The sequence below is a fragment of the Vibrio sp. 10N.286.51.E5 genome, from assembly GCF_041469125.1.
Classification (GTDB): Bacteria; Pseudomonadota; Gammaproteobacteria; order Enterobacterales; family Vibrionaceae; genus Vibrio; species Vibrio crassostreae_C.
In genome coordinates this window covers 1-19168 of sequence record NZ_JBFRJZ010000061.1, presented here as the reverse complement: position 1 = coordinate 19168, position 19168 = coordinate 1, and the positions used below count along the sequence as shown (strand labels likewise).

12 protein-coding genes are annotated in these 19168 nt (G+C 41.0%); 10 read left to right on the top strand and 2 right to left on the bottom strand.

From position 1 onward, the window contains the following. The first annotated feature begins 224 nt into the window (after positions 1-224). From AB4161_RS19865 to AB4161_RS19820, 10 genes are all read left to right on the top strand, one after another. Positions 225-1886, top strand: coding sequence for a DUF3696 domain-containing protein (locus tag AB4161_RS19865; RefSeq protein WP_372084041.1), 1662 nt, complete (start codon positions 225-227; stop codon positions 1884-1886). After that, positions 1886-2773 carry a hypothetical protein gene (locus AB4161_RS19860; RefSeq protein ID WP_372084039.1) on the top strand — a complete coding sequence of 296 codons (888 nt, stop codon included), beginning with the start codon at positions 1886-1888 and terminating at the stop codon, positions 2771-2773. The genes AB4161_RS19865 and AB4161_RS19860 overlap by 1 nt, the downstream gene beginning before the upstream one ends. A 25-nt stretch (positions 2774-2798) precedes the next feature. Beyond that, entirely contained in the window at positions 2799-4847 is a 2049-nt protein-coding gene (locus tag AB4161_RS19855) for a protein kinase family protein (RefSeq protein ID WP_372084037.1), read from the top strand. Then, the gene (locus AB4161_RS19850; protein WP_372084034.1) at positions 4838-5662 is read left to right on the top strand and encodes a serine/threonine protein kinase; all 825 of its coding nucleotides are present in this window, start codon (positions 4838-4840) and stop codon (positions 5660-5662) included. Before AB4161_RS19855 ends, AB4161_RS19850 begins: the two co-directional genes overlap by 10 nt. A gap of 5 nt (positions 5663-5667) precedes the next feature. After that, the gene (locus tag AB4161_RS19845; protein ID WP_372084032.1) at positions 5668-8754 is read left to right on the top strand and encodes a DEAD/DEAH box helicase; all 3087 of its coding nucleotides are present in this window, start codon (positions 5668-5670) and stop codon (positions 8752-8754) included. Then, positions 8747-9997, top strand: coding sequence for a hypothetical protein (locus AB4161_RS19840; protein ID WP_102320124.1), 1251 nt, complete (start codon positions 8747-8749; stop codon positions 9995-9997). The genes AB4161_RS19845 and AB4161_RS19840 overlap by 8 nt, the downstream gene beginning before the upstream one ends. Further along, the gene (locus AB4161_RS19835; protein WP_017071517.1) at positions 9997-11271 is read left to right on the top strand and encodes a hypothetical protein; all 1275 of its coding nucleotides are present in this window, start codon (positions 9997-9999) and stop codon (positions 11269-11271) included. Before AB4161_RS19840 ends, AB4161_RS19835 begins: the two co-directional genes overlap by 1 nt. A gap of 396 nt (positions 11272-11667) precedes the next feature. Next, positions 11668-11997: a hypothetical protein gene (locus AB4161_RS19830; RefSeq protein WP_136982980.1), complete on the top strand. Its 330-nt coding sequence runs from the start codon at positions 11668-11670 to the stop codon at positions 11995-11997. A gap of 200 nt (positions 11998-12197) precedes the next feature. Continuing rightward, on the top strand, positions 12198-13328 hold the full coding sequence (csm6, locus tag AB4161_RS19825) for a CRISPR-associated ring nuclease Csm6 (protein ID WP_017071513.1): 1131 nt from the start codon (positions 12198-12200) through the stop codon (positions 13326-13328). A 129-nt stretch (positions 13329-13457) separates the two neighbouring features. After that, entirely contained in the window at positions 13458-13634 is a 177-nt protein-coding gene (locus tag AB4161_RS19820; RefSeq protein ID WP_017071512.1) for an AlpA family transcriptional regulator, read from the top strand. A 6-nt stretch (positions 13635-13640) separates the two neighbouring features. Here the strand turns inward: AB4161_RS19820 and AB4161_RS19815 are convergent, their stop codons facing one another. Both AB4161_RS19815 and AB4161_RS19810 read right to left on the bottom strand, forming a co-directional pair. Then, on the bottom strand, positions 13641-16925 hold the full coding sequence (locus AB4161_RS19815) for a tyrosine-type recombinase/integrase (RefSeq protein ID WP_372084029.1): 3285 nt from the start codon (positions 16923-16925) through the stop codon (positions 13641-13643). A gap of 9 nt (positions 16926-16934) precedes the next feature. Further along, on the bottom strand, positions 16935-19001 hold the full coding sequence (locus AB4161_RS19810; protein ID WP_372084027.1) for a hypothetical protein: 2067 nt from the start codon (positions 18999-19001) through the stop codon (positions 16935-16937). Positions 19002-19168: the final 167 nt, after the last annotated feature.

Sequence of the window (19168 nt, the reverse complement as noted above, 5' to 3'; positions counted from 1 at the left end):
ATGTTCAAATCATCCTTATGTCTAAACAATAGCAACCCAACCATTTTGTGTTGTTATCAATGTTGAGATTTGCAGTCCATCCTTCACTAATAGTATTGACTCAATTTTTAATTTGTATATGTGATGTCAACTCTATAAATATATGCAATTTGATGATAATAGTATGAGTTAACTCGCTGATTTGTATCAGCATAACCACTTAAAGTTAATGATTACCGCTGAAAATGAATATCACCAAGCTATCTCTAACCAATTTCCGCTCATTCCAGCAAACACAAACTATCGAGTTTGCACCAGTCACCTTATTGTTCGGCCCAAATAGTGTCGGTAAGAGCAGTGTCCTTATGGCTCTGTTCTACTTACAGCATGTAATTAATAAGGGGCAATGTGACCCTCAGCGAATTGAAGCGCTCGGTAATAAATACGTTGGCGGCTTTAAGAATCTTATTAACGGTAAAGATCTCTCTAAAACCATGGTAATCAAGGTTGAGTACCAGAAACCAAAAAATCAAGCAGGACACAGCTTCGATGATAGCACTTGGTTTATTGAGGGTTTACATCAAAAAGCGGCTCAGTTAGGTGAGTCCGTATCTGAACCTTTACTCCATATGAGTAGCCCTAGTGAATGGGCCGACGAGATCGCGATTGAGTTTGAAATCAAGTGGTCTCACGCTGAAAAAACAGCGTTTGTCTACCGCCAATCTGTATGGTTAGACAACGAGTTCATTCTTGAAGTGAAGAACACCAAGCCGAACGACAACGCTGAAGTGAGCCGAGTTAACTATCTTCATCCTTTATTTAAAACGGATGACGAAGATGACACAGAAATGGCTTATCGGGAAGATGGCTCCTGCGGTGAATTTCATCACCATGTTTTAGAAGCAGCAACCTCTACCCCGATAGATGTATTGTTACCGAATAGTCAACGAAGGTTTGTTCACGCTCCATTTCACTTTCAATCTCGATCAGGTGCACTACCAAGGCTAGATAAAAGGTTAGAAACGAGCTTAGAGTCCGAACATGACTTGATTACTCGCAGAATCGAGGAGATTTTTAGTGATGTGATTGTCGCATCGCTCGCCAACCTAAACGATGTTCTTTCAGACAGCGTTGCTATTGGACCACTAAGACAAATTCCTGATTCTACTTTCGATGCTGAAGATAAGGTGATTCAAAAGGATTGGTACTCGGGTAAGGCGAGTTGGGACACCATTTTCAATGCCGATATGGAGGTGGTTCATCGAGTTAACCGCTGGATGGCAGGCCGTGATTGGCTTGATCTTGGTTATGCCTTGGTTGAAAAGTCTGAGCAAGGGCGAATCGACTATATCAATGATGGCGATAAGTTTAGTGATTTCACACGTAGACAACTGGATGAAGCGTCGAGCGAAGGTGTCAACCATAAGTATTTTTCTTCACGAGAGTATCAACACGACGTGGTTACCTTGTGGGACCTTTCAAATGATATTGAGGTTTCAGCAAGTGACGTTGGTGCCGGCATTTCACAAGTTTTCCCCTTGGTGGTTGCGGCAGAGTCTAACAAGCGTGGCCTGATTTGTTGCGAGCAACCTGAATTACATTTACATCCCAAAGCACAAGTTTCATTGGGTGATTTGCTAACCCAAACAGACAGTAAAAACCATTACCTCATTGAAACTCACAGTGAGCATTTAATTCTGCGCTTACTTCGCCGTATCAGAGAAACGACAGATCAAGCGTTGCCAAGTGGCTTTACGCCAGTTAGCAAAGCGGATCTCTCTATTGTCTACCTAGAGTCTTCTGATGCAGGAGTTGTGGCACATAAAACACTGCTTACCGATGATGGTGATTTAGAAACAGGTTGGCCGAGTGGTTTCTTTGATGAAAGAGATGAGGAGCTTTTCTAATGTACAAGGAGATTGCACTCGACCCTCACTGTATGTCGGAATATCACTATTATGCGTTGCTTAAAAGTGCCTTTGGTTTTGAAAATGGTCGATATCTGGTAGCCCCAACTAAAGAGTGGGTTAGGGAGGCCTATCAAAGTGTTAAGGCTTCTGATATTGCGCCAACTAAGAAAAAGTCAGTGACTAATTTTCTTAATAAGTTGCAGCGAGATAAAGCGAATCCTTTCATTGTGTTACCAAAAGATCGAGCAGATTCAACACTGCAGAGTGGGTATGAGAATTGGCTCAATTGGATGACATCACAACACTCACTAAGAGCATTCAACGCCGTTGTGTCAGAGCAAGCGGGCGCAGAACATATCAATTATGAGCAGATCATTGATGGAGACACGAGTTGGTCGATTCCTCCAACACTTTGGATCGATAAAACCGAGCACAATCTCTTAGAGGTGACGGTTCCACTACTAAATGTGGGCAAAGATCTAATCATTGCGGATCCCTATTTTAAACTCCCAGGTAATGCATTACTCAAAGCTATTTTGCGTAGGGCAATAGCTGCAGGTGTCCGCAGCGTGAGTATAGTGACCACAATGGATTGCAGTAATTTATCAGGTGTTTTTGAACGTGAGTATCAAGCTTCAATGGTTGATTTGCCTTTGGTGAATTATATCCGTGTGCCACATGGGTTTATACACGATAGATATCTATTGAGCGACAAAGCGGCAATAAAAGCGGGACAAGGCTTTTCAACGGCACCTGAAAAAGGCCTGCAGTCGGATCGATTAAGCATCAGTTTGTGCGGTTTAGAAGAATACAGAGAAACCAAAGCGTGTATCGACGAGTATCAAAACAAGCATCCAGAAATGTGCACGCGTTTGGGTGAATAATAAAACAATGGCTTAGATAAATATTATGGAATTACAGTTTAAGGATGTATCCGGTAAAGACAATATTGGCGATTTTACTTGGATCCATCAATCAGGGCGTCAGGCACTTATCGCAGACCTGGTATCGGGTTGCGACGTTGCTAGGGGGATAGACCTGCTAAGTAGTTGGTTAACCGTGAATCAAACTAATGAGCTGTTTGTCGCGGAACAAGTGATAGAAGATCTGCATCAACTCTTTTTCAACAATGGGGTTCAATCTACATTTGGCATCATCACTCAGAAGGCAGAAGAGTTTGAATTGTCTTGGGTAGGAAATATTCGGCTTTATCGAGTTGAGAAGGGGGTTAAAAGAGCCGAATCTCGCGGCTTTGAATCACAACCTATTTCTGTTGTTGGTAGTGAGGTCACGCCTATCGTTCATCACATGAACCTTGATAATGATGGGATTTCGAAGTTCATTTTAACCAGTGACGGTTTAAGCAGCCAAATGATGTGTGAGCTTAATTTAACCTCTGATGCTCTAACCAGTGGCCAACTGCAAAAAAAACTGCTTCCGGCGGTTGTTGACCAAGACTGGTCTGCACTTATCTTTCCGATGTCGAACTCGCACTCTTTTGTAGAAAATGACTGGCCATACAATCCGTTTGTTGGGGCACAAGAAGAGCGTTTACATGAACGCCGAGGCTTAGCTGAATTAGCAACACAACTTTTCACACAACCGCTTTTCGAAGGTTTTAGAATTGTCTCTTGCCCGCCGATCTTGAGTGAAAACTCATCCCGTTTGTTTGATGGACTGCTTATTTATCCGTTTGGTGTGATTCCGCTTGAATTGAAAGATCATCACGGCAGTATCGCAGTTGATATGTGCACGAACAAACGAAACAGCTTGTTGGTCGATAATGATATGGGTCGCACTTACCTCTCGAATCCGGTCACTAAGCTCAGAGAAGCCTTAAGAAGGTTTGGAGATCTACCTGAGTTAAAAGCGCTGCTGCCAGAATTAAAAAATACTGGCTTAGTACTGTTTACGAATCGTAACGCCAATGTTGAGTGTATTTATGATGGTCAAACAGTTTCGGCTCCTTTTATGGAGATGGGGGAAGTCATTGTTGCGCAAGCCGAACAGGTATCTTCGCTACTCGTTAAGTTCTGCCGCTCTCGATTTGGTAAAAAACCAAAACGGCGTTTGCTTGAATCGGAAATAAATCGGCTCGTTCAGGAACTGACTGCATCTCCTGTTGAACAGTATCAAGGTGCCATCAACGTTGGAGATTATGAAGTAGAGCTGGAAGCGGTTGAGTCGGAGTCAACAGATTACTTTACCGTTTACAACGCCGTTCTATTTAACGAACAGGTTTGGGCGAAGTGCTTTAATTTAGATCACTTAAGTGCTGTACATCGCCAAACCGAGCTCAAGAGCTTGGGCCGAGAAGCTCTAGTGCTTAAGCGCTTAAGCAGAGTGGATGGGGTTCAACGCTATCAAGATAAGGAATTACTTGAAGACAAGTTTTATGTGTTCGTTGAAAAAGCTCCTGCTGTAACACTTGAACAATGGCTTAGTGCGAACCCTACAAGAGAAGAAAAACTCAACCTACTGATCGAATTAGCAGAAACCATCCAACAGATTCAGAGCGTGGGTGACCCCGAGATTATTCATCGAGCCATTAACTTATCAAATATTCGTGTCACCGAACGAAGCGAGCCAATGTTGATAAATTTCGAGTTATGTCAGCAAGAAATGGTTGCGACACTGCCCCTAAATGCTAGAAGAACGTTCGAGCAGAAGTACCAAGCGCCGGAAGTAAATGAACCTGGTCAGTCTTTAACGTTTTCTTCCGATATTTTTAGTCTGGGATTAGTCGTGTTTTATTCGTTAAGTGGGGAACTGCCGTTTGAGCAATCGACAAAAGAATTAGTCAGTAAGGGACGCCGCCCAGCATATTGGAAACAGCTGTGCCAAAAGTTAGAGCTATCAGGACAATATGCTGAGTTTTGGCAGAGAATACTTCACGTTACACCTAAATACCGTCCAACAATTGAGCAAGTGATAGAGGTCTTAAAGACATGGAAATGACGACAAGTGGCTATGCCAAACAATACCCCAAGGAAAAGGTAATCTATCAGTGCGAAGCGACGAAACGTGCTTTTTATCGCGTCAAATTGCCTCAGCTTGGTTTGTATTACGGGTTAAAAGAGATTGAGGTCGAGGATCTTAAAGCTAGTAAAGCCATTAAAAATGAGATTGTTGCTCTAAACCGCTTGCCCTTTGGTGTTGCAGCTAAATGCCATCAATATTGGCAGGAAGGAAATAAACACTATCTACTTATGGATTGGGTTGAAGGTAAGCCCCTGAATGAGTTTGTAACGGTGGCACCAAATAATCGTAGAGAGTTTGCACAACGCCTGCGCTTGGCAGAGAAAATTGGTTGGAAGTTGGTTGAACTTCATCGCTACCGTGTGACTCATCGAGACCTTAAACCAGAAAATATCATTGTTCACAGCGACAAAAGTCAGAATGTCGCCGGGGTCAGTTTTATTGATTTTGGTTTATCCAACCAAAAGCGTTACCTTGAGGAAGGGACAGCACATTATCGCTCCCCGGAGCAAGAATTTGTGAGACACGTGAGCCTCACACAGTCGTCGGACATTTTTTCATTCTGCCAACTTATTCACTATTTATTGACGGGCCAACCATTGGTACTTCAGCCAAATTTTGATAATTCGGATTGGGATGAGATGAACATTCACTTACCTACCTCTATACCATCAAAGCTCCATGATACATTGCAGCAGGGGCTAACGTTCGACTGTAATAAACGCAGTAAACAAGTATTTACTATCGTCAAAGCCTTACAAGAGGCTTCTAAGCAACTCAATAGCAAGGGGTAATCGTAATGTCTGCATACAATCAAACTGTGCCTTTTTGGCCGGAAGATAAATCAGCTAAATATAATTCCGTTCTTCCTCTATTGTATCGTTTAGAAAACAATTACTTGGACAAAAACTGGCCTGACAATGGTGAAGGGCAAGAGGCGGTTATAAGCCAACTAAAGTCAACTAATAAAGCTTGGGCTTCTTCATTTAAGCCGAAAGATACCGTCATCGTTACCTTACTTATTGGTAAATATAAAATCACAATTAATGTTGCCAAGAGTGAAGAAAAACCTAGGCTTTGGATAAGTCGCATTTATTATGCCAATAACCAAGACCGTCAGCGTATGCTGGAGCACGGGACTTTGCTTGAATTCGATGGTATTGAGTTTCTGACTGGCCGCGAATTTGGAAATGGATTGGAAGCTCGTGATATTAGGTTTAAGTATGGCTTGTACGCAACCGAGTTACTCGATGCAATCAATTCTCCATGGAATGTGGAGGGCGAGGAGCTAGAACCAGAACAAGCAGAAGAGGAGGCGCTTTGCTACGAAGAGCAAGAGATGGTCGATGTGTTGCGCTGTTTCATTGACTCTGAGTATGAACTCGAAAGAATTGCGGCTCAGCAATGTATGCCTTTCAATGCGACCTCTATCAGTGCTCGAAGTGAGCGAACAACCTACCGTCTTCACTATGAAATTACGTTAGATGAATTTGATTATTCCCGCTTACTTGAAGTACAACCAACGCTGCTTGAAATGCTCGACGAAATGCGAGAGCCAACAGATATATTATTAGAGGTGGCGGATCTCACCCCTATAGAGAATGAACCTATCATTCACGTTAGCATCGAGAAACAAGCGTTAAATTCACAAATACCAGATCAAGCGCTTTTGGCTATTGCGGCTCTACCGACGTTAAAGAAGGTAAGAAACTCCGTTGTAGATTCTTTAGAGTCTGAGTCATCCAAAAACCCATGGTTGTTACCTTTAGCCGCTAAAGTGTATCAACATGAGCCTCTTACCCCAGTTAAGGTTCCATTACCTCCAAGTAAATTTCCACCGACACAGTCGCAAGTCAAAGCGATTGATAGTGGTGCTGGTAGTAATGATTACACTTTGGTTCTAGGGCCTCCGGGCACAGGTAAAACCACGGTTATTCTTCAGTGGGTGAAGTACTTCGCGGCGCAGGGTAAACGTGTTCTTGTGACATCGCAAAACAATAAAGCGGTCGACAATGTACTAGAACGTTTGGCTGAAGAAGACGATTTTGAGTGTTTACGTATAGGTAACGAAAATAAAATCAGCTCTTGCTTGGAGGACATTACACTCGATAATAAAGCCGCTGAATTGCAAGCGCGTATGTTTAGTTCAGCCGATGAGACACTGAAAAACCTAGAGTCTCAACTCACTTATATTCATGAACTGCTTGCGAGTAGAAATGAAATTATCGCGAAAATGGATAATGCAGATAAAGTTCAAAGTGATCACATCCATCATATTAATAGGCAGAAAAGCTTACACGTAGAGTTGGCTGAAATAGAATCGCATATTCTTTCTCACGACAATGTTATTCGTCGATTAAATGCTCAATTAAAAGAAATTGAGCAAAAAGAGTGGCCGATTTTTAAGTCTGTTTCTCGATGGATAAACACTAAAAAGACCAATCTAGTCAATAGCCGTATAGAAAGCTCTCATATAAAGTCTGGAAAACTTAGCGAATCACGAACAACGACTATGGCCTCTATTGCCAATACAGAGAAGTCTATAGAGGAAGCTCAACAGCTTATTGAAAGCTGTAATCAACAGATTGATGCTTACTTTAGAAAGGTCACTTCCCTAGTTGATGAGGTAGTTCTGCCAGGGCAGTCTGAGGACAGAGTAACGAAATTAGAACTGGTTCAATTGGATGAACTGTTGCGTAAAGTTTCGGGTATTCATAGCAACCTCACGCAGTGGTTCAATAAATTGAAAACCGAGCGTCAACAGGCGCTGTATAAAATCTTAATCGAAAACGTAAACGTGGTTGGTGCTACTTGTATTGGTATCAATACCAAAGCCCTATTTAGAGAACTCGACTTTGATGTTGTGATCGTAGATGAGTCTGGTCAGATACAACTCCACAACTTGATTGTCCCTTTGTCCCGAGCCAATAAAGCGATATTAGTAGGGGATCATAAGCAGTTACCGCCTGTCGTCAGTGATGAAGTACTGGAAGAAGTTGAAGCTAAAGACTTCGGAGACTACAAAGACCTTTATCGACTGAGTTGGTTTGAGCACCTATGGAATGCCGCTCCGGACGACCGAAAAATCATGCTGGATACACAATTCCGCTGTCCTTCCATTATTAGTGATTTTGTCTCGGAAGCTTTTTATGAGGGCAACTATTTTGCTGGTGTCGGTATGGATAAGAAAAAACCGCTACTGTCATATTGCCCACAGCCGATGATTTGGATAGACACGACTTGGTTAGAAAATAAAGGTGAAAAGTCGACATCAGAAGAGGGCAGAGCGGTGGTGCAAGATAACGTTTGTGAGACAAATCTAGTTATTGAGCTTCTTAAGTCTTCAATTCAGGAGATGCCAGAACTTGCTGAGAACCGAGAGATAGGGGTTATTGTTCCCTACGCAAATCACGTGAAAGCCATCCAGAACGCAATACGCAGAGAACAAAAGCGTGGTGAGCTACTGGAACTCAAGATGCCACTAAATGAACTGGTTGCTTCTGTAGATAGTTTCCAGGGGCAAGAACGAGATTTGATCATATTCACATTCACGCGTTCGAATCGACAAGGTAAGGTTGGATTCCTTGCGGATTGGCGCCGACTTAATGTTGCTCAAACACGAGCTAAGAAGCAGCTTGTAATGATCGGTGATTCTCAAACATTGACTAAAGGTGCAGACCGAGATAGTGCTCATGATGTGGAATTCAAGAGAGCGATGGTGCTGCTGAAGAGTCAGTGTTATGAGAAAGGGGCGCTAATCCAAGCGAGCCGTTTTCTTCCTAACGAAAAAACGGTTCAACGACCGCAAAACCCATCATTTCAAAACAAGCGTAAAGCACCGCAGAACCGCCACTCTAAAACAATGTTGGTAAGTGAAAATGGCTAAAAAGAAAACAAATAGTAATCCTTACTTCAATGTCTTGAAGAGTTACGCTGAAGTACTAAATTCTCAGATCGGATCTGATGAAACGCTCTTTTATGTTCGAGATAGTCTGTTACCGATTCTAAATGTGAAAATATTGGTAAAAGAGCGAAGTAGAGAGGAGTTAAGTGATATAGATTTAATGATCTTCAAGTTGATAGAGCAAGGTGTCAGTTCTGTTCAATCTATCGTAACTTTGACTGGTTTAGCAGAAAAACTTGTCACAAAGCACTTGAGTGAAATGGCAGGCCGTTCCTTTGTTACTTTTATTGATGGAAGGTTTAAATTAACAGCGTTGGGGGAAGAGACGCTTGAACACGGTGTCCCAATTCGCACCGTGCAGCGAGCCTATCGCTATTGTGCTGTTTCAGAACAACTGCTGCCGAAAGATGCGTATAAGTTACCTTACACCGAGGTAGATAAGCTTCGCTCTAGCGACTTTACACGTACGATTAGCTCGAACCATATCTTAGAAGAGTCTCAATTAGTTAACCTTAAAGGATTAGACTTATCAAAGGTCAGTTCGAAAAGAGCACTTGGTATTACCGACGAAGCATTATCCTTTGACGAGATTATTGGGTACTCATCTGGTTATCTTCAAACACGGGTCTTTTTGGTCGGCAAAAATAAGCCTCAAAGAGCGATTGTGGCATTTGGAGAAACCTGCGTTGAATATGATTTAGAGGGAATATTGGCGACAGTTACAGCATTAAATGACGAAAATATCATAGGTAACTTAAACGAGTTTCATCAAAGGCAAAAGGTCTCTTTTGGAGATGGAGAAGTCACACTTGATGAGTTCGGTCTCCCAGTTGTCAATATTACGCGAGCAAATCTCGATTGGTTGTCAAAAGGGTTAGAGTCAGGGCAGAAAGCCATCCTTATGTGTGGGACTCAAGCTTTACCTGCCAAGCCTATAGGCTTGAAAGCTTGGGGTAGGCTATCAAGTATATCTGGCTTGACCATTCGTTACTGTCTGCTTGAGGAAGAGTTACAAAAGGATGCATCTAGCCTAAGGGAGTACACTGATTTATGTGATTCGTATATGAGAATTCCTCGAGACGAAAGACCTTATTCAAAGCTAAGTGCTTACATTGAAAATACACTATCGGTGGAAGAGATAGAGCATGTACGTGTACTTGCTGAGCGCTATTCTATAGCTAGGATCAGTAATAATTTACCCAAGACAGAGGCGGTTGAAGCTTAATGGCTGAGTATAAATGGCAGGGGTGGGGATTTTTACCGCTCTTTATCTCAAAGAAATCATTTTTAGAACTTGTGAACTCAGGAAATTGGAAACATTGGAGCGAAGATTTACAAGATCATGAGATCAAAGATATAAGACGCTTCTATACTCGATCTAGTGCCGATTTGTTAAGGCCAATGAAACAAGGTCGCTACGTGTTTGAAGCTAAATTGAGTGATAGCCCGTTGTTATCTTTGGTACCTAATCAACAATCGTTTAATCACGAATTTTCGGTCTGTATTACCAAGCTACAGCTTCTCCAAATGGGCGAGGTGAGTCTGCTTTATTTGCATTTTGAATCTAGCGATAACCTAAGTGCAACTAGTATTGCTGAGCTCAATAGAACTGTTTTTCAATGGGAGCCGAGAACGGAAAGGCATAATGTTTGTCTATGGGAGGATTCAGAACAACAAAAGAAAGGATTAAAGCAACACATTAGTGACTTACTAAGCCTTCCTCTAAGCAATAACAGCCACTATGAAGAAGATGCTTTTGGTCATGAGCTTGTTAGTTGTTCTTGGATTAAGCAAGTAAGTGATTTTGACCAATCTGACACTATTTGTGTGAGTGAGCTTAGCGCAGGAATCAATTTTTCTAACCCTAGGTATAAGCTCTCTGAAAACGAAAAACAGAGGCTTATCGAGAACCAATTTCACTACTGGTCTGATTGGCGCTGTCAATTTAATCTGAATCGTCTTGTTTTTGTAGATCAAACCCCAGGAGAATCATCACTAAACTGGAACTTAGCGACGAACCAGTACTATCTTGATTTGTTAGCCGCGGTAATTTGCCAACGAACAACGCTCGGTCGTTTTAAAGATGAGATGATTTTAAGCCCGAACAAACAAAGAGCGAGGCTTTACGAACGGATATCCCTATTTAGACGATCGTATAAAATGTCTCATGTCTCTACTTACCCTTTTGCAGAGAGATTGTATCAATATCTCTGCTGCCAAGCAGATTTAGAGTTAATAGAACAAAAAGCATTCGTCGAGCTGGAGCATAACCATGCGTTATGGAAGCAAGAGAAAGACGAATCATCCAACACGGTTTTGTTGTTAGTATCACTTGTGGCTGCTTTGCTCGTCCCCGCCAGCTCTATAGCCACAATTATGGCATTAACAAAAGAACAAATGAATCTAACCTTTTGGGCTATATCTGGAAGTATCACTCTAGTTACCGCGATTGTAATGGTGTGGCCGCCACTTAAACGTTATTTGAAAAGTAAAGATTGATGAGAGAACCAGAATCGAGCAGTAATTTTGTAATTGAACTTATTATCGGCATTGTATTGGTTGTGTCTCTTGATTCGGCCTTAATAGCTGTACTAAATATTAGCTTAGTACGGCTAACTGGTAACCAATTGGTGGATGTTTTGTTAATGAGTTTGTTCTTTTTTGGTTTGTATATGACAAAAGTATCACTGTGGCTAAGGGTGCGTTTAGTGTCTTTTATCTATAGGTTTTGCAAGTAAACTTCTTAGCTACTTTACCCAAATATGACTCTTTCTATAAACTCTCAGCTCAAACACGCAGGGAGTTTCTCATTTTGAGCATTCATAAGCTTAAGAATACCAATCTGAATTATCTAACTTTTATCATAGCGTTCGAACAAACAAGGGTTTAGCGCATATGACGATACAATTGGTAAAAATTCAAGGTGATGAGACACCGCTGTTCGCCCCGTTTTCTGGAGTTCAAATTGCAGGAGAGGGCGTGCAGAGTTGGGATAAGCTTGAGGAAGATCCGACGTTTCTATTCGGTTTTTGTTTAGAAGCTGGTGAGTTTGTTTATATCAACAATGAATTATCTCAAGCTGTTGGCTTTGATATTTCTGATGTTGAACTTACGGTAGAGCAGCTTTGTAGCATGCTGAAAGTTCGCAATGGTGTTTGTATAGAGCACAATACTGGCTGGGGCGGTAGCTACATTGTAGCGTTTGGGGAACTAAGTGAATGCTAACACAAGGTGATCTATGCCCACACTGTGGTTTGATAATTATGATGCCAACTGACTTAACTCCAGATTGTCTAGGCTGTGGAAAGATTATCAATCAGGAAACAGACCAAACAGATGGTGACGAATTTTATGGTATCTAGACGATAGCATAACTATTAAGTCCTTCTTTTTCATACAAGACCAAATAACTTAGTGAGCCTATTTTGAAAAATATTTTGGTAGCCGTGACAGGCGCAAGCCCTCAAGTCCTAACTGAAACGCTGTTTGCATTGAATCATCAAGGTAAAACAATGCCTGATGAAGTATTTGTGATTACTACCGCTAACTCTAAGCTAACGCTAGAAGAAGGGTTGTTTCAAGATGGTCATTGGAACAAGTTAATACAAGATTATCAACTTCCAGACATTAAGTTTAGTTCTGACAATATTTGGTTGATCTCTGATGAAGAAGGCAATGTGTTAGATGATGCAAAGGCCGAAGCAGACCAAGTCGTCATGGCTGACTTTATTACACAGAAAGTAGAGGAGTTGACTCGCAATGACGATGTTGCGATTCATGCTTCAATTGCTGGCGGACGAAAGACAATGGCTTTTTACATGGGCTACGCAATGTCTTTGTATGGCCGTGAGCAAGATGTGCTGAGTCATGTGTTCGTAGACGATGATTTTGAGTTTGTGAGTGAATTTTATTACCCAACTCCTTACGACAAGTACATCGTCGGGAGAGATAAAAAAAAGGTCGTAAACACCAAGGACGCTAATGTCACCCTGGCTGAAATCCCGTTTGTAAGAATGCGTCGTCAGGTTGATGAGTCAATTTACAACCAAATGCAAAGCCATTCGTTTTCAAAAACTGTATCAGCTTTGAATAGTGCACATAGCTCGGAAATTAAAGTAAAAATTTCGACCAAGGATAAGACATTAGATGTGGCTGGTGTACCTGTAAAACTTACAGCTAAAGCGCTAGCGATTTACTTATTCTTCGTCAAAAAAGCCATGAGAACGGAAACGTTGGGGCGAATATTTGAAGAAGACGTTGACCAAACACGTGAATATTTAGAAGTATTAGACTCAATGAAAGCCGACGTGCGTTTGTACAAAAGCATGGGTTTAGAAGATGAGGGGCAGTGGCGTCAGAATGATTTTGAATTGACACCTAAATTGACGAAAGACTTTGTACGTCAGTCATTAAGTGCATTCCATAAAACGTTAGAAGGGCGTTTAGTTCCAGATATCGTGGAAAAAATCAAAGTGCACTCTGATGGTGCCAAAGCCGGTGCGAGTTATAGTGTCAATAGTGGTATTACTATTGAGGTAGATGGGCTGGTTGTCTGACGCTAAACAAATGTTTGGTCTGAAAACCTTGGATCCATTTAACATTAGTGCGTTAACGCAGGTGTGATAATAGGATCTTTGATGGCATGGTGTATCTTCTTTGTGAGTAAGCATAAATAAGGTACATCAATGAGATTTCTGAAAATAAAGGAAGTCATGACAAAGACCGCTTTAAGTAGGTCTTCTATTTATCGAAAGATGAGTGAGGGCTCATTTCCTAAGCCCGTACCTATAGGGGAGAGGGCCGTTGCTTGGGTCGACAGTGATGTAGAAGAGTGGATGAAAGAGTGTGTAAAGCAGCGATGATTGCAGCTAGTCGAAAGGGAACACATCCAAATAAACATCCAGTAATTGAAGAAAGGTAATGTATGACCTGCTTCGCTGTGGGCTCATCGGCACCAGTTTCCTAAATTCTCTTGTGAGTGAATCACGGTTCTCTTTTTTGGTCTGAAGCAGGTGGATGCTAATGTTTCCTTTTTCATGATAGCCAAGAAACTTAGCTTCATCCGAACGGTGTATATCGACACCAATTGCTGTCATTTTTTGAGATAACCGATCATATCTATGTGGGATAACTGCTTCAATAGTTGTGGCATTAAAGCCAACTCGGCTTTGTACTAACTGTTCCCAATATCGGTAATGAGAAATGACTTTATCAATCGTTATTTCATCGGACGCTAGTTTATGAGAAAAATGCCATTTAATTCTTACGTGCTCATCCTTAATGCCAATCACTTTCATGGTTTTGAGTAAGAATGCGACGGTCTTTATATCATGCGTTCGAACTAAGTGTCCTTTAGCCCCTACACAATGGTGAAGCGCTTTGGTTACTTGGGATAGGTTGATCTTGGCATTACGTAGCGCCTCTGATTGCAACGATTTATCAAATTGCTGCATAAAAAAGTTGAGTTGATCTATTTGATATTGATTTAGCCTGTTTATGCCGCAAAACTCAGGAAGGGTGTTTTTGGATCTTCTCGTGTAAATCTCGCCATGTGATTCCAGCCTAAGTGCAATCCGAGTTATGAGCTGTGCAGATATCTTTGTTAATTCTGCGGCTTGTTTTATAGAGTAACCATAACTTAATAGGGAAATGCATTTAAAAACGTCAGCAATGGGAACACTGTTCGACGAAGGTTTTCTCTCTTCTTTGTTAATAAGTAGCTCAAGAGATCGTTCAAGGTCGGGCTTGGATTTTCCAACCATAGTCATTGGCAATGCGTCGTGATAAAGAGCCAGCGGTTTGCCATTTCGGATTGGCCTCATACTCTTGTTATCGAGTTTTACTGTGTAATCAATACTATACTGCAATAAGTGAAGGGGAGACTCATTTCGCTTCCTATTTAATAAGTAAATATGAAGGGCGGCTAGGTGTATATAAGAGCTGAATGTCGTTTCAATGGTGCCATGTCCAAGTAAACGTGATAGTACAAATGCCTTTTTCCTTGTATTAGTGCATATACCCAAGCGATGAAATAGCTGGTTTTGCCTATCTGCCGAGAAGAAATTGTGCTGCAATGGCAGAGGGAGGTTATTAGTAGGGTAGCGATTGAAATTGATTAATAACCAATTCCAATTTGCAAAGCTGTGCCGTAGGTGATGAAACCTAAGTTTATCGTCTTGGGTGATCTCTTTTAAGACGACAGTAAGTAATGTAAATGCGTTTTTTAGTCTTTTAGTATCCTGAAAAATTAGAGCATTTGCCTTTTGAGAGCCAAGTTTGGATTTGTCGATAAATGAAATGAGCTTCTTTTGCCAGTGAATAGGCATCAAGCAATCTAGTGGTAAGTTGCGAGCACTGTTTCCAGTTTTTAAGGATCGATACTTATTGAGTCTGATATGTACTTGAAGGTAGCCGTGGTCGTTCAAATGAAAGTCATTAAGTTGTAGCCCTCCAATTTCGCCTCTACGCAAGCCGCCGTAAAATCCAAGTAAAAATACAACAAGAGCAAGTTCAGCTTCTAAACTATCTTTGTTGAGAAATGATGTTACAGCATCGGCTTCGTGCATTGTGATTAAGTTAGCACTGACATTTGATTTAGATGTTGTTATATCTAAATCAGAGAAGCATAGTTCGGGCACAATTTGAGAACTCACGACAAAATCAGCAAAGTAGAGGACGAAAGATTTCCTTTTAGTTGAGTTGATTCCCTCCGCAACGATATTCAACTTTTCTGCCCACTCTAGAGCATCCATTGTGAATAGGTTACAGTAATTGAATTCTGCTATGAATGGGATTGCGAAGGTTCTCACATAATCGCGAATGGTACTAAAAGTGAGTACTTTCTTCCCTATGTCACCCCGATAAAGCAATTGATACATCCAACTGACTAGAACCCAAACTACTGGATATTTACTAGCGTTATTTTCGGCTTCAAGCCATTCAAAAAGCCCCCTCCTGATTAGCCGCCCTTGATGGGCTTGTTCCTTTCTAGTGTTTTTCGATGTCTTCAATAGGTCCAAGAAGCCATGCAATATGCGCACTAACTCATCGCTACTTAGCTCAGTAATATTATTGTAAGAGGTATGGTTCTTTTTCCATGCGGTGCTTTGTCTAACCGTTGCGGCCTGGTTTGTTAATCTCGCTGGTGGTTTTCTGAAGACATCAATCTTATCGAGGAATACGCGTTTCATTGTTGAACGAGTTAACGGTGTCGATTGTAGTAGGCTAGATTGGATCCTAAAATCGATAGGACTCTGAGTTAGCACCGTTTCGATTCGATGACATTGGCGAATATCAGAAAGATTCAAAGAATATTGTTTAGGTATAGCTGCAGTATGATGACAGTAATCATTGATACAACACATGATTTTTGATGATGTTAACTCTGCTAAGCTTCGTCGTGAAGCCAACTCAGGAACAAGAGTAGGAGCTGTGAGGTGGTACTCATGTTGATGCAATATTGCCTTTTTAATCAATAGCCTAGACTGATTGTAATGTTTCATATTTATGAATGAAATTCGGTGTAAAACTAGAAGGGCTTCAGCGACTGGTGACAGAAAATATTGTTGCTTTCCAGAAAAAAAACTTAGTTGTTCAGTTCGATATAGGTCTTGGTTGTTGGTGATTAGAGCTGATATATCCTTTGTATTGACACATCCTTCTTTTAAAAATAGCCATAAAGCAAGCCTCCCTAATGACTGTTCTGAAGACAATGATAATGTGGGTTTCTTGATCTCTGCTTCAAGTTGAGAATAGAGTTTGTCAGCTAACGAGGCTTTGAAAATATTTCCTGGCGTAACTATAGGCTTATCCCTACGAATTTCAGTAAATGAGCCTAAAGGGGGAGAAGTAACCTGGAACTCTCGCTCCAACAACACCAAATAGAGTTGTAAAATTTTCCGCTGCAGGGATTGGACATCTATATTCGAATCGAGTTTTGACTGGAGCACATTGAGTGATTTTATTGTGATGGCGTCAGATTTTGCTTCTTTATCATAAGTGACCACAAGTAATTTAGTGATTAGGGCGTGTAGTTTCTCTATTAACTTTTTTGCTGCCTTTTCTGTATCGAGGACAAATATATTCTCAATATCTTGTTTAAATACTACTGAAGCCTCTGCAATTAATCTTTTAAGGTCTATTGAAGGTGGCATACAGGCTCCTTAGGCCAACAGCGAGCGAATTGGAGTTAAATTCAGATCATTGGCCATACCTTGGATTATTGGACTGACGGCCCTGCATGCTTCGTTGAAGTCGAAGGTTGAATAACGTCCAAGAGGAGCTTCACCAGTGGACCAATGTCCCATAGTGAAGGCTATCGATTCTGGTGGCAGGTTGCTCTTTGTTAAAAAGGTTCTCAAGTAGTGTCGAGTTGCATTGAGAGGGTAGTCTGTATTTTCTTGTTCACTTAACCAAGCTGGGTGTACGTTCCTCATATGTATACCGTGGCGGTTTTCCATGAAATAGAAAAGTACACCGGGGTATATTTTTGAGTTTTTAATCTCTGAGAACCAGTTTGTTGCTTCAGACTGCTTAATTGATAATGACTGAGTCAACTCTTCTGTTTGCTTCTTGGCGTGGAATGCTATTTCAGGTTGTAGTACATGAAGAATGTTAGTTAGCTGTTTGAGGTGGTTTTGATAATGCTTGATCTGTTTATCCAGATTTTCAGCGAGTGGAATAATGCGTGCGTGGGTGAAGTCTACGTCATCTTTATCGCTGATCATTAGCATTTTATAACGACTCAACCTTAAATTTAAAGAAGGGAGAGGGTTATAAACAGCGCGGTAACCTGTCATTGCTAACAGCATTGAGCTTACGTAAAACACGTAATCATTATGATATTGGATTAATTTGTCATACGAAGACTGTATTTCGAGCTGGTTATACCCAGCCAGCTTTCTTTGAAGAGATGCGTAACGCTTTTGAAAGAACGCTTTAGAAGGTAAAAACCTAGAACCAACAACATTGCAGTCACAAGTAATTAGATAATCAATGAGTTTTACATTTCCTACTTTAATACTGGGGATAAACCCTAAAGAGGTTACTCTATCAACGATAGCTTGCCAGAAATAAAAGATACTTGAGCTCATTTCCATAAATGAATATTGAGTATAGTGGCGACTAGCTCGTGTTTTGTAGGTGGTATGATTGAAAGCGAAATCGAAAATAACAGAGTCGATTAATTGGTTGGCTTCGTTAAAGTTAAGACTGAAGTATTGAATTGATTTAAGACTGATTCTGACGGCGTGCGTTTCTGATAGGTTCTTCAAGAATGTTGCACAGCTCTCACGATACCTGCTTTTAGATATTTTATTAAACAACGGACCTGCATTTCGTTGATTGAAATCCAATATAGAAACTAGAAACTCGGGTACTTGTGTGAGTGAATAGTCACTGATTTTTATTAACTCACTTGAGCTAGAGTATTCGGCGACTGTGAGACTATCAACAAATGCAGCCTTAAAGTGCCAAGTGTTATCAATCCGCACAAAGCCCTCACCATCTTCAGAGTGTTTATCGAGAATCTTTAAAGAGCAAACATCTGCTATCGGTCTCGATAGGTAAAGTGAAGCAGTAAGCAACTTGCAGATCACATTCGTCTCAACAACTCCGATAAGTTTACGATAGTTCTTTTTCTTATTTAGTTGAAAAAGTAGAAAAGAGAGGTCGTGAATCTGCAGTATGGTTTTATCAAGAGAAGTTGAATTGTGGGCGCGCTGAATACTTTTGGAGATGTTTGTTATTTGTGTTTGACGGGATGAGTTCTCATTAATCTGCTTAATTGCTGGAATTTCATGTTCCGGTTTTCTGTCTATTGTGGACTCTTTCTTTACGAAGCTCATCGAAGGAAAGGCTTCGGTTTGTTCAATACCCGATTTAGTGTTGTCAATTCGAGTATTTGCGATACTTGTATAGGTATCATTGCTAGCACCTATAACACGCTCGAGTTGTTTGTTGTTGAATCGCTGTCTCAATACCGCACGTGTTGACGATTTCTTTTTAGTCCTATTTTTCCAATTTAGATTGAAGAAGTTGCAGAGTTGCCTTAGTTGGTTGTTAATCGATCCTTCGTATGTATTGGTTTTACGCAAGGTGTCGAATCGGTCAGCAATTTCATTGGTTGTTACCCCAGCGAAGTTGGGTAAGTTAAATGTTGTATTTCGGTTTAGATTACGAAAAGCACTAGTCACTTCCTCTTCTCTTTCAATCTTGAAAATCGTTTCCATATGTTCAAAGAAGTGCGATAGAAAGGTGAGAGTAAAAACAGCACGATTAGAAGTTGAAAAGAACATTTTGTATTGTGCAAGCAAAGCAAAAATAACGTGGGTTTGGCACCAGCCCCGTTCAAAGTGATGGTTTGAAAAGTCGTCCTTGCCCTATCTGGCAGGGTAGA

What these genes read in the sequence shown, in the direction of transcription:
- AB4161_RS19865 (WP_372084041.1), top strand. Translation starts at nt 225, where the DNA reads ATGAATATCACCAAGCTATCTCTAACCAATTTCCGCTCATTCCAGCAA.
- AB4161_RS19860 (WP_372084039.1), top strand. Translation starts at nt 1,886, where the DNA reads ATGTACAAGGAGATTGCACTCGACCCTCACTGTATGTCGGAATATCAC.
- AB4161_RS19855 (WP_372084037.1), top strand. Translation starts at nt 2,799, where the DNA reads ATGGAATTACAGTTTAAGGATGTATCCGGTAAAGACAATATTGGCGAT.
- AB4161_RS19850 (WP_372084034.1), top strand. Translation starts at nt 4,838, where the DNA reads ATGGAAATGACGACAAGTGGCTATGCCAAACAATACCCCAAGGAAAAG.
- AB4161_RS19845 (WP_372084032.1), top strand. Translation starts at nt 5,668, where the DNA reads ATGTCTGCATACAATCAAACTGTGCCTTTTTGGCCGGAAGATAAATCA.
- AB4161_RS19840 (WP_102320124.1), top strand. Translation starts at nt 8,747, where the DNA reads ATGGCTAAAAAGAAAACAAATAGTAATCCTTACTTCAATGTCTTGAAG.
- AB4161_RS19835 (WP_017071517.1), top strand. Translation starts at nt 9,997, where the DNA reads ATGGCTGAGTATAAATGGCAGGGGTGGGGATTTTTACCGCTCTTTATC.
- AB4161_RS19830 (WP_136982980.1), top strand. Translation starts at nt 11,668, where the DNA reads ATGACGATACAATTGGTAAAAATTCAAGGTGATGAGACACCGCTGTTC.
- AB4161_RS19820 (WP_017071512.1), top strand. Translation starts at nt 13,458, where the DNA reads ATGAGATTTCTGAAAATAAAGGAAGTCATGACAAAGACCGCTTTAAGT.
- AB4161_RS19815 (WP_372084029.1), bottom strand. Translation starts at nt 16,925, where the DNA reads ATGCCACCTTCAATAGACCTTAAAAGATTAATTGCAGAGGCTTCAGTA.
- AB4161_RS19810 (WP_372084027.1), bottom strand. Translation starts at nt 19,001, where the DNA reads ATGGAAACGATTTTCAAGATTGAAAGAGAAGAGGAAGTGACTAGTGCT.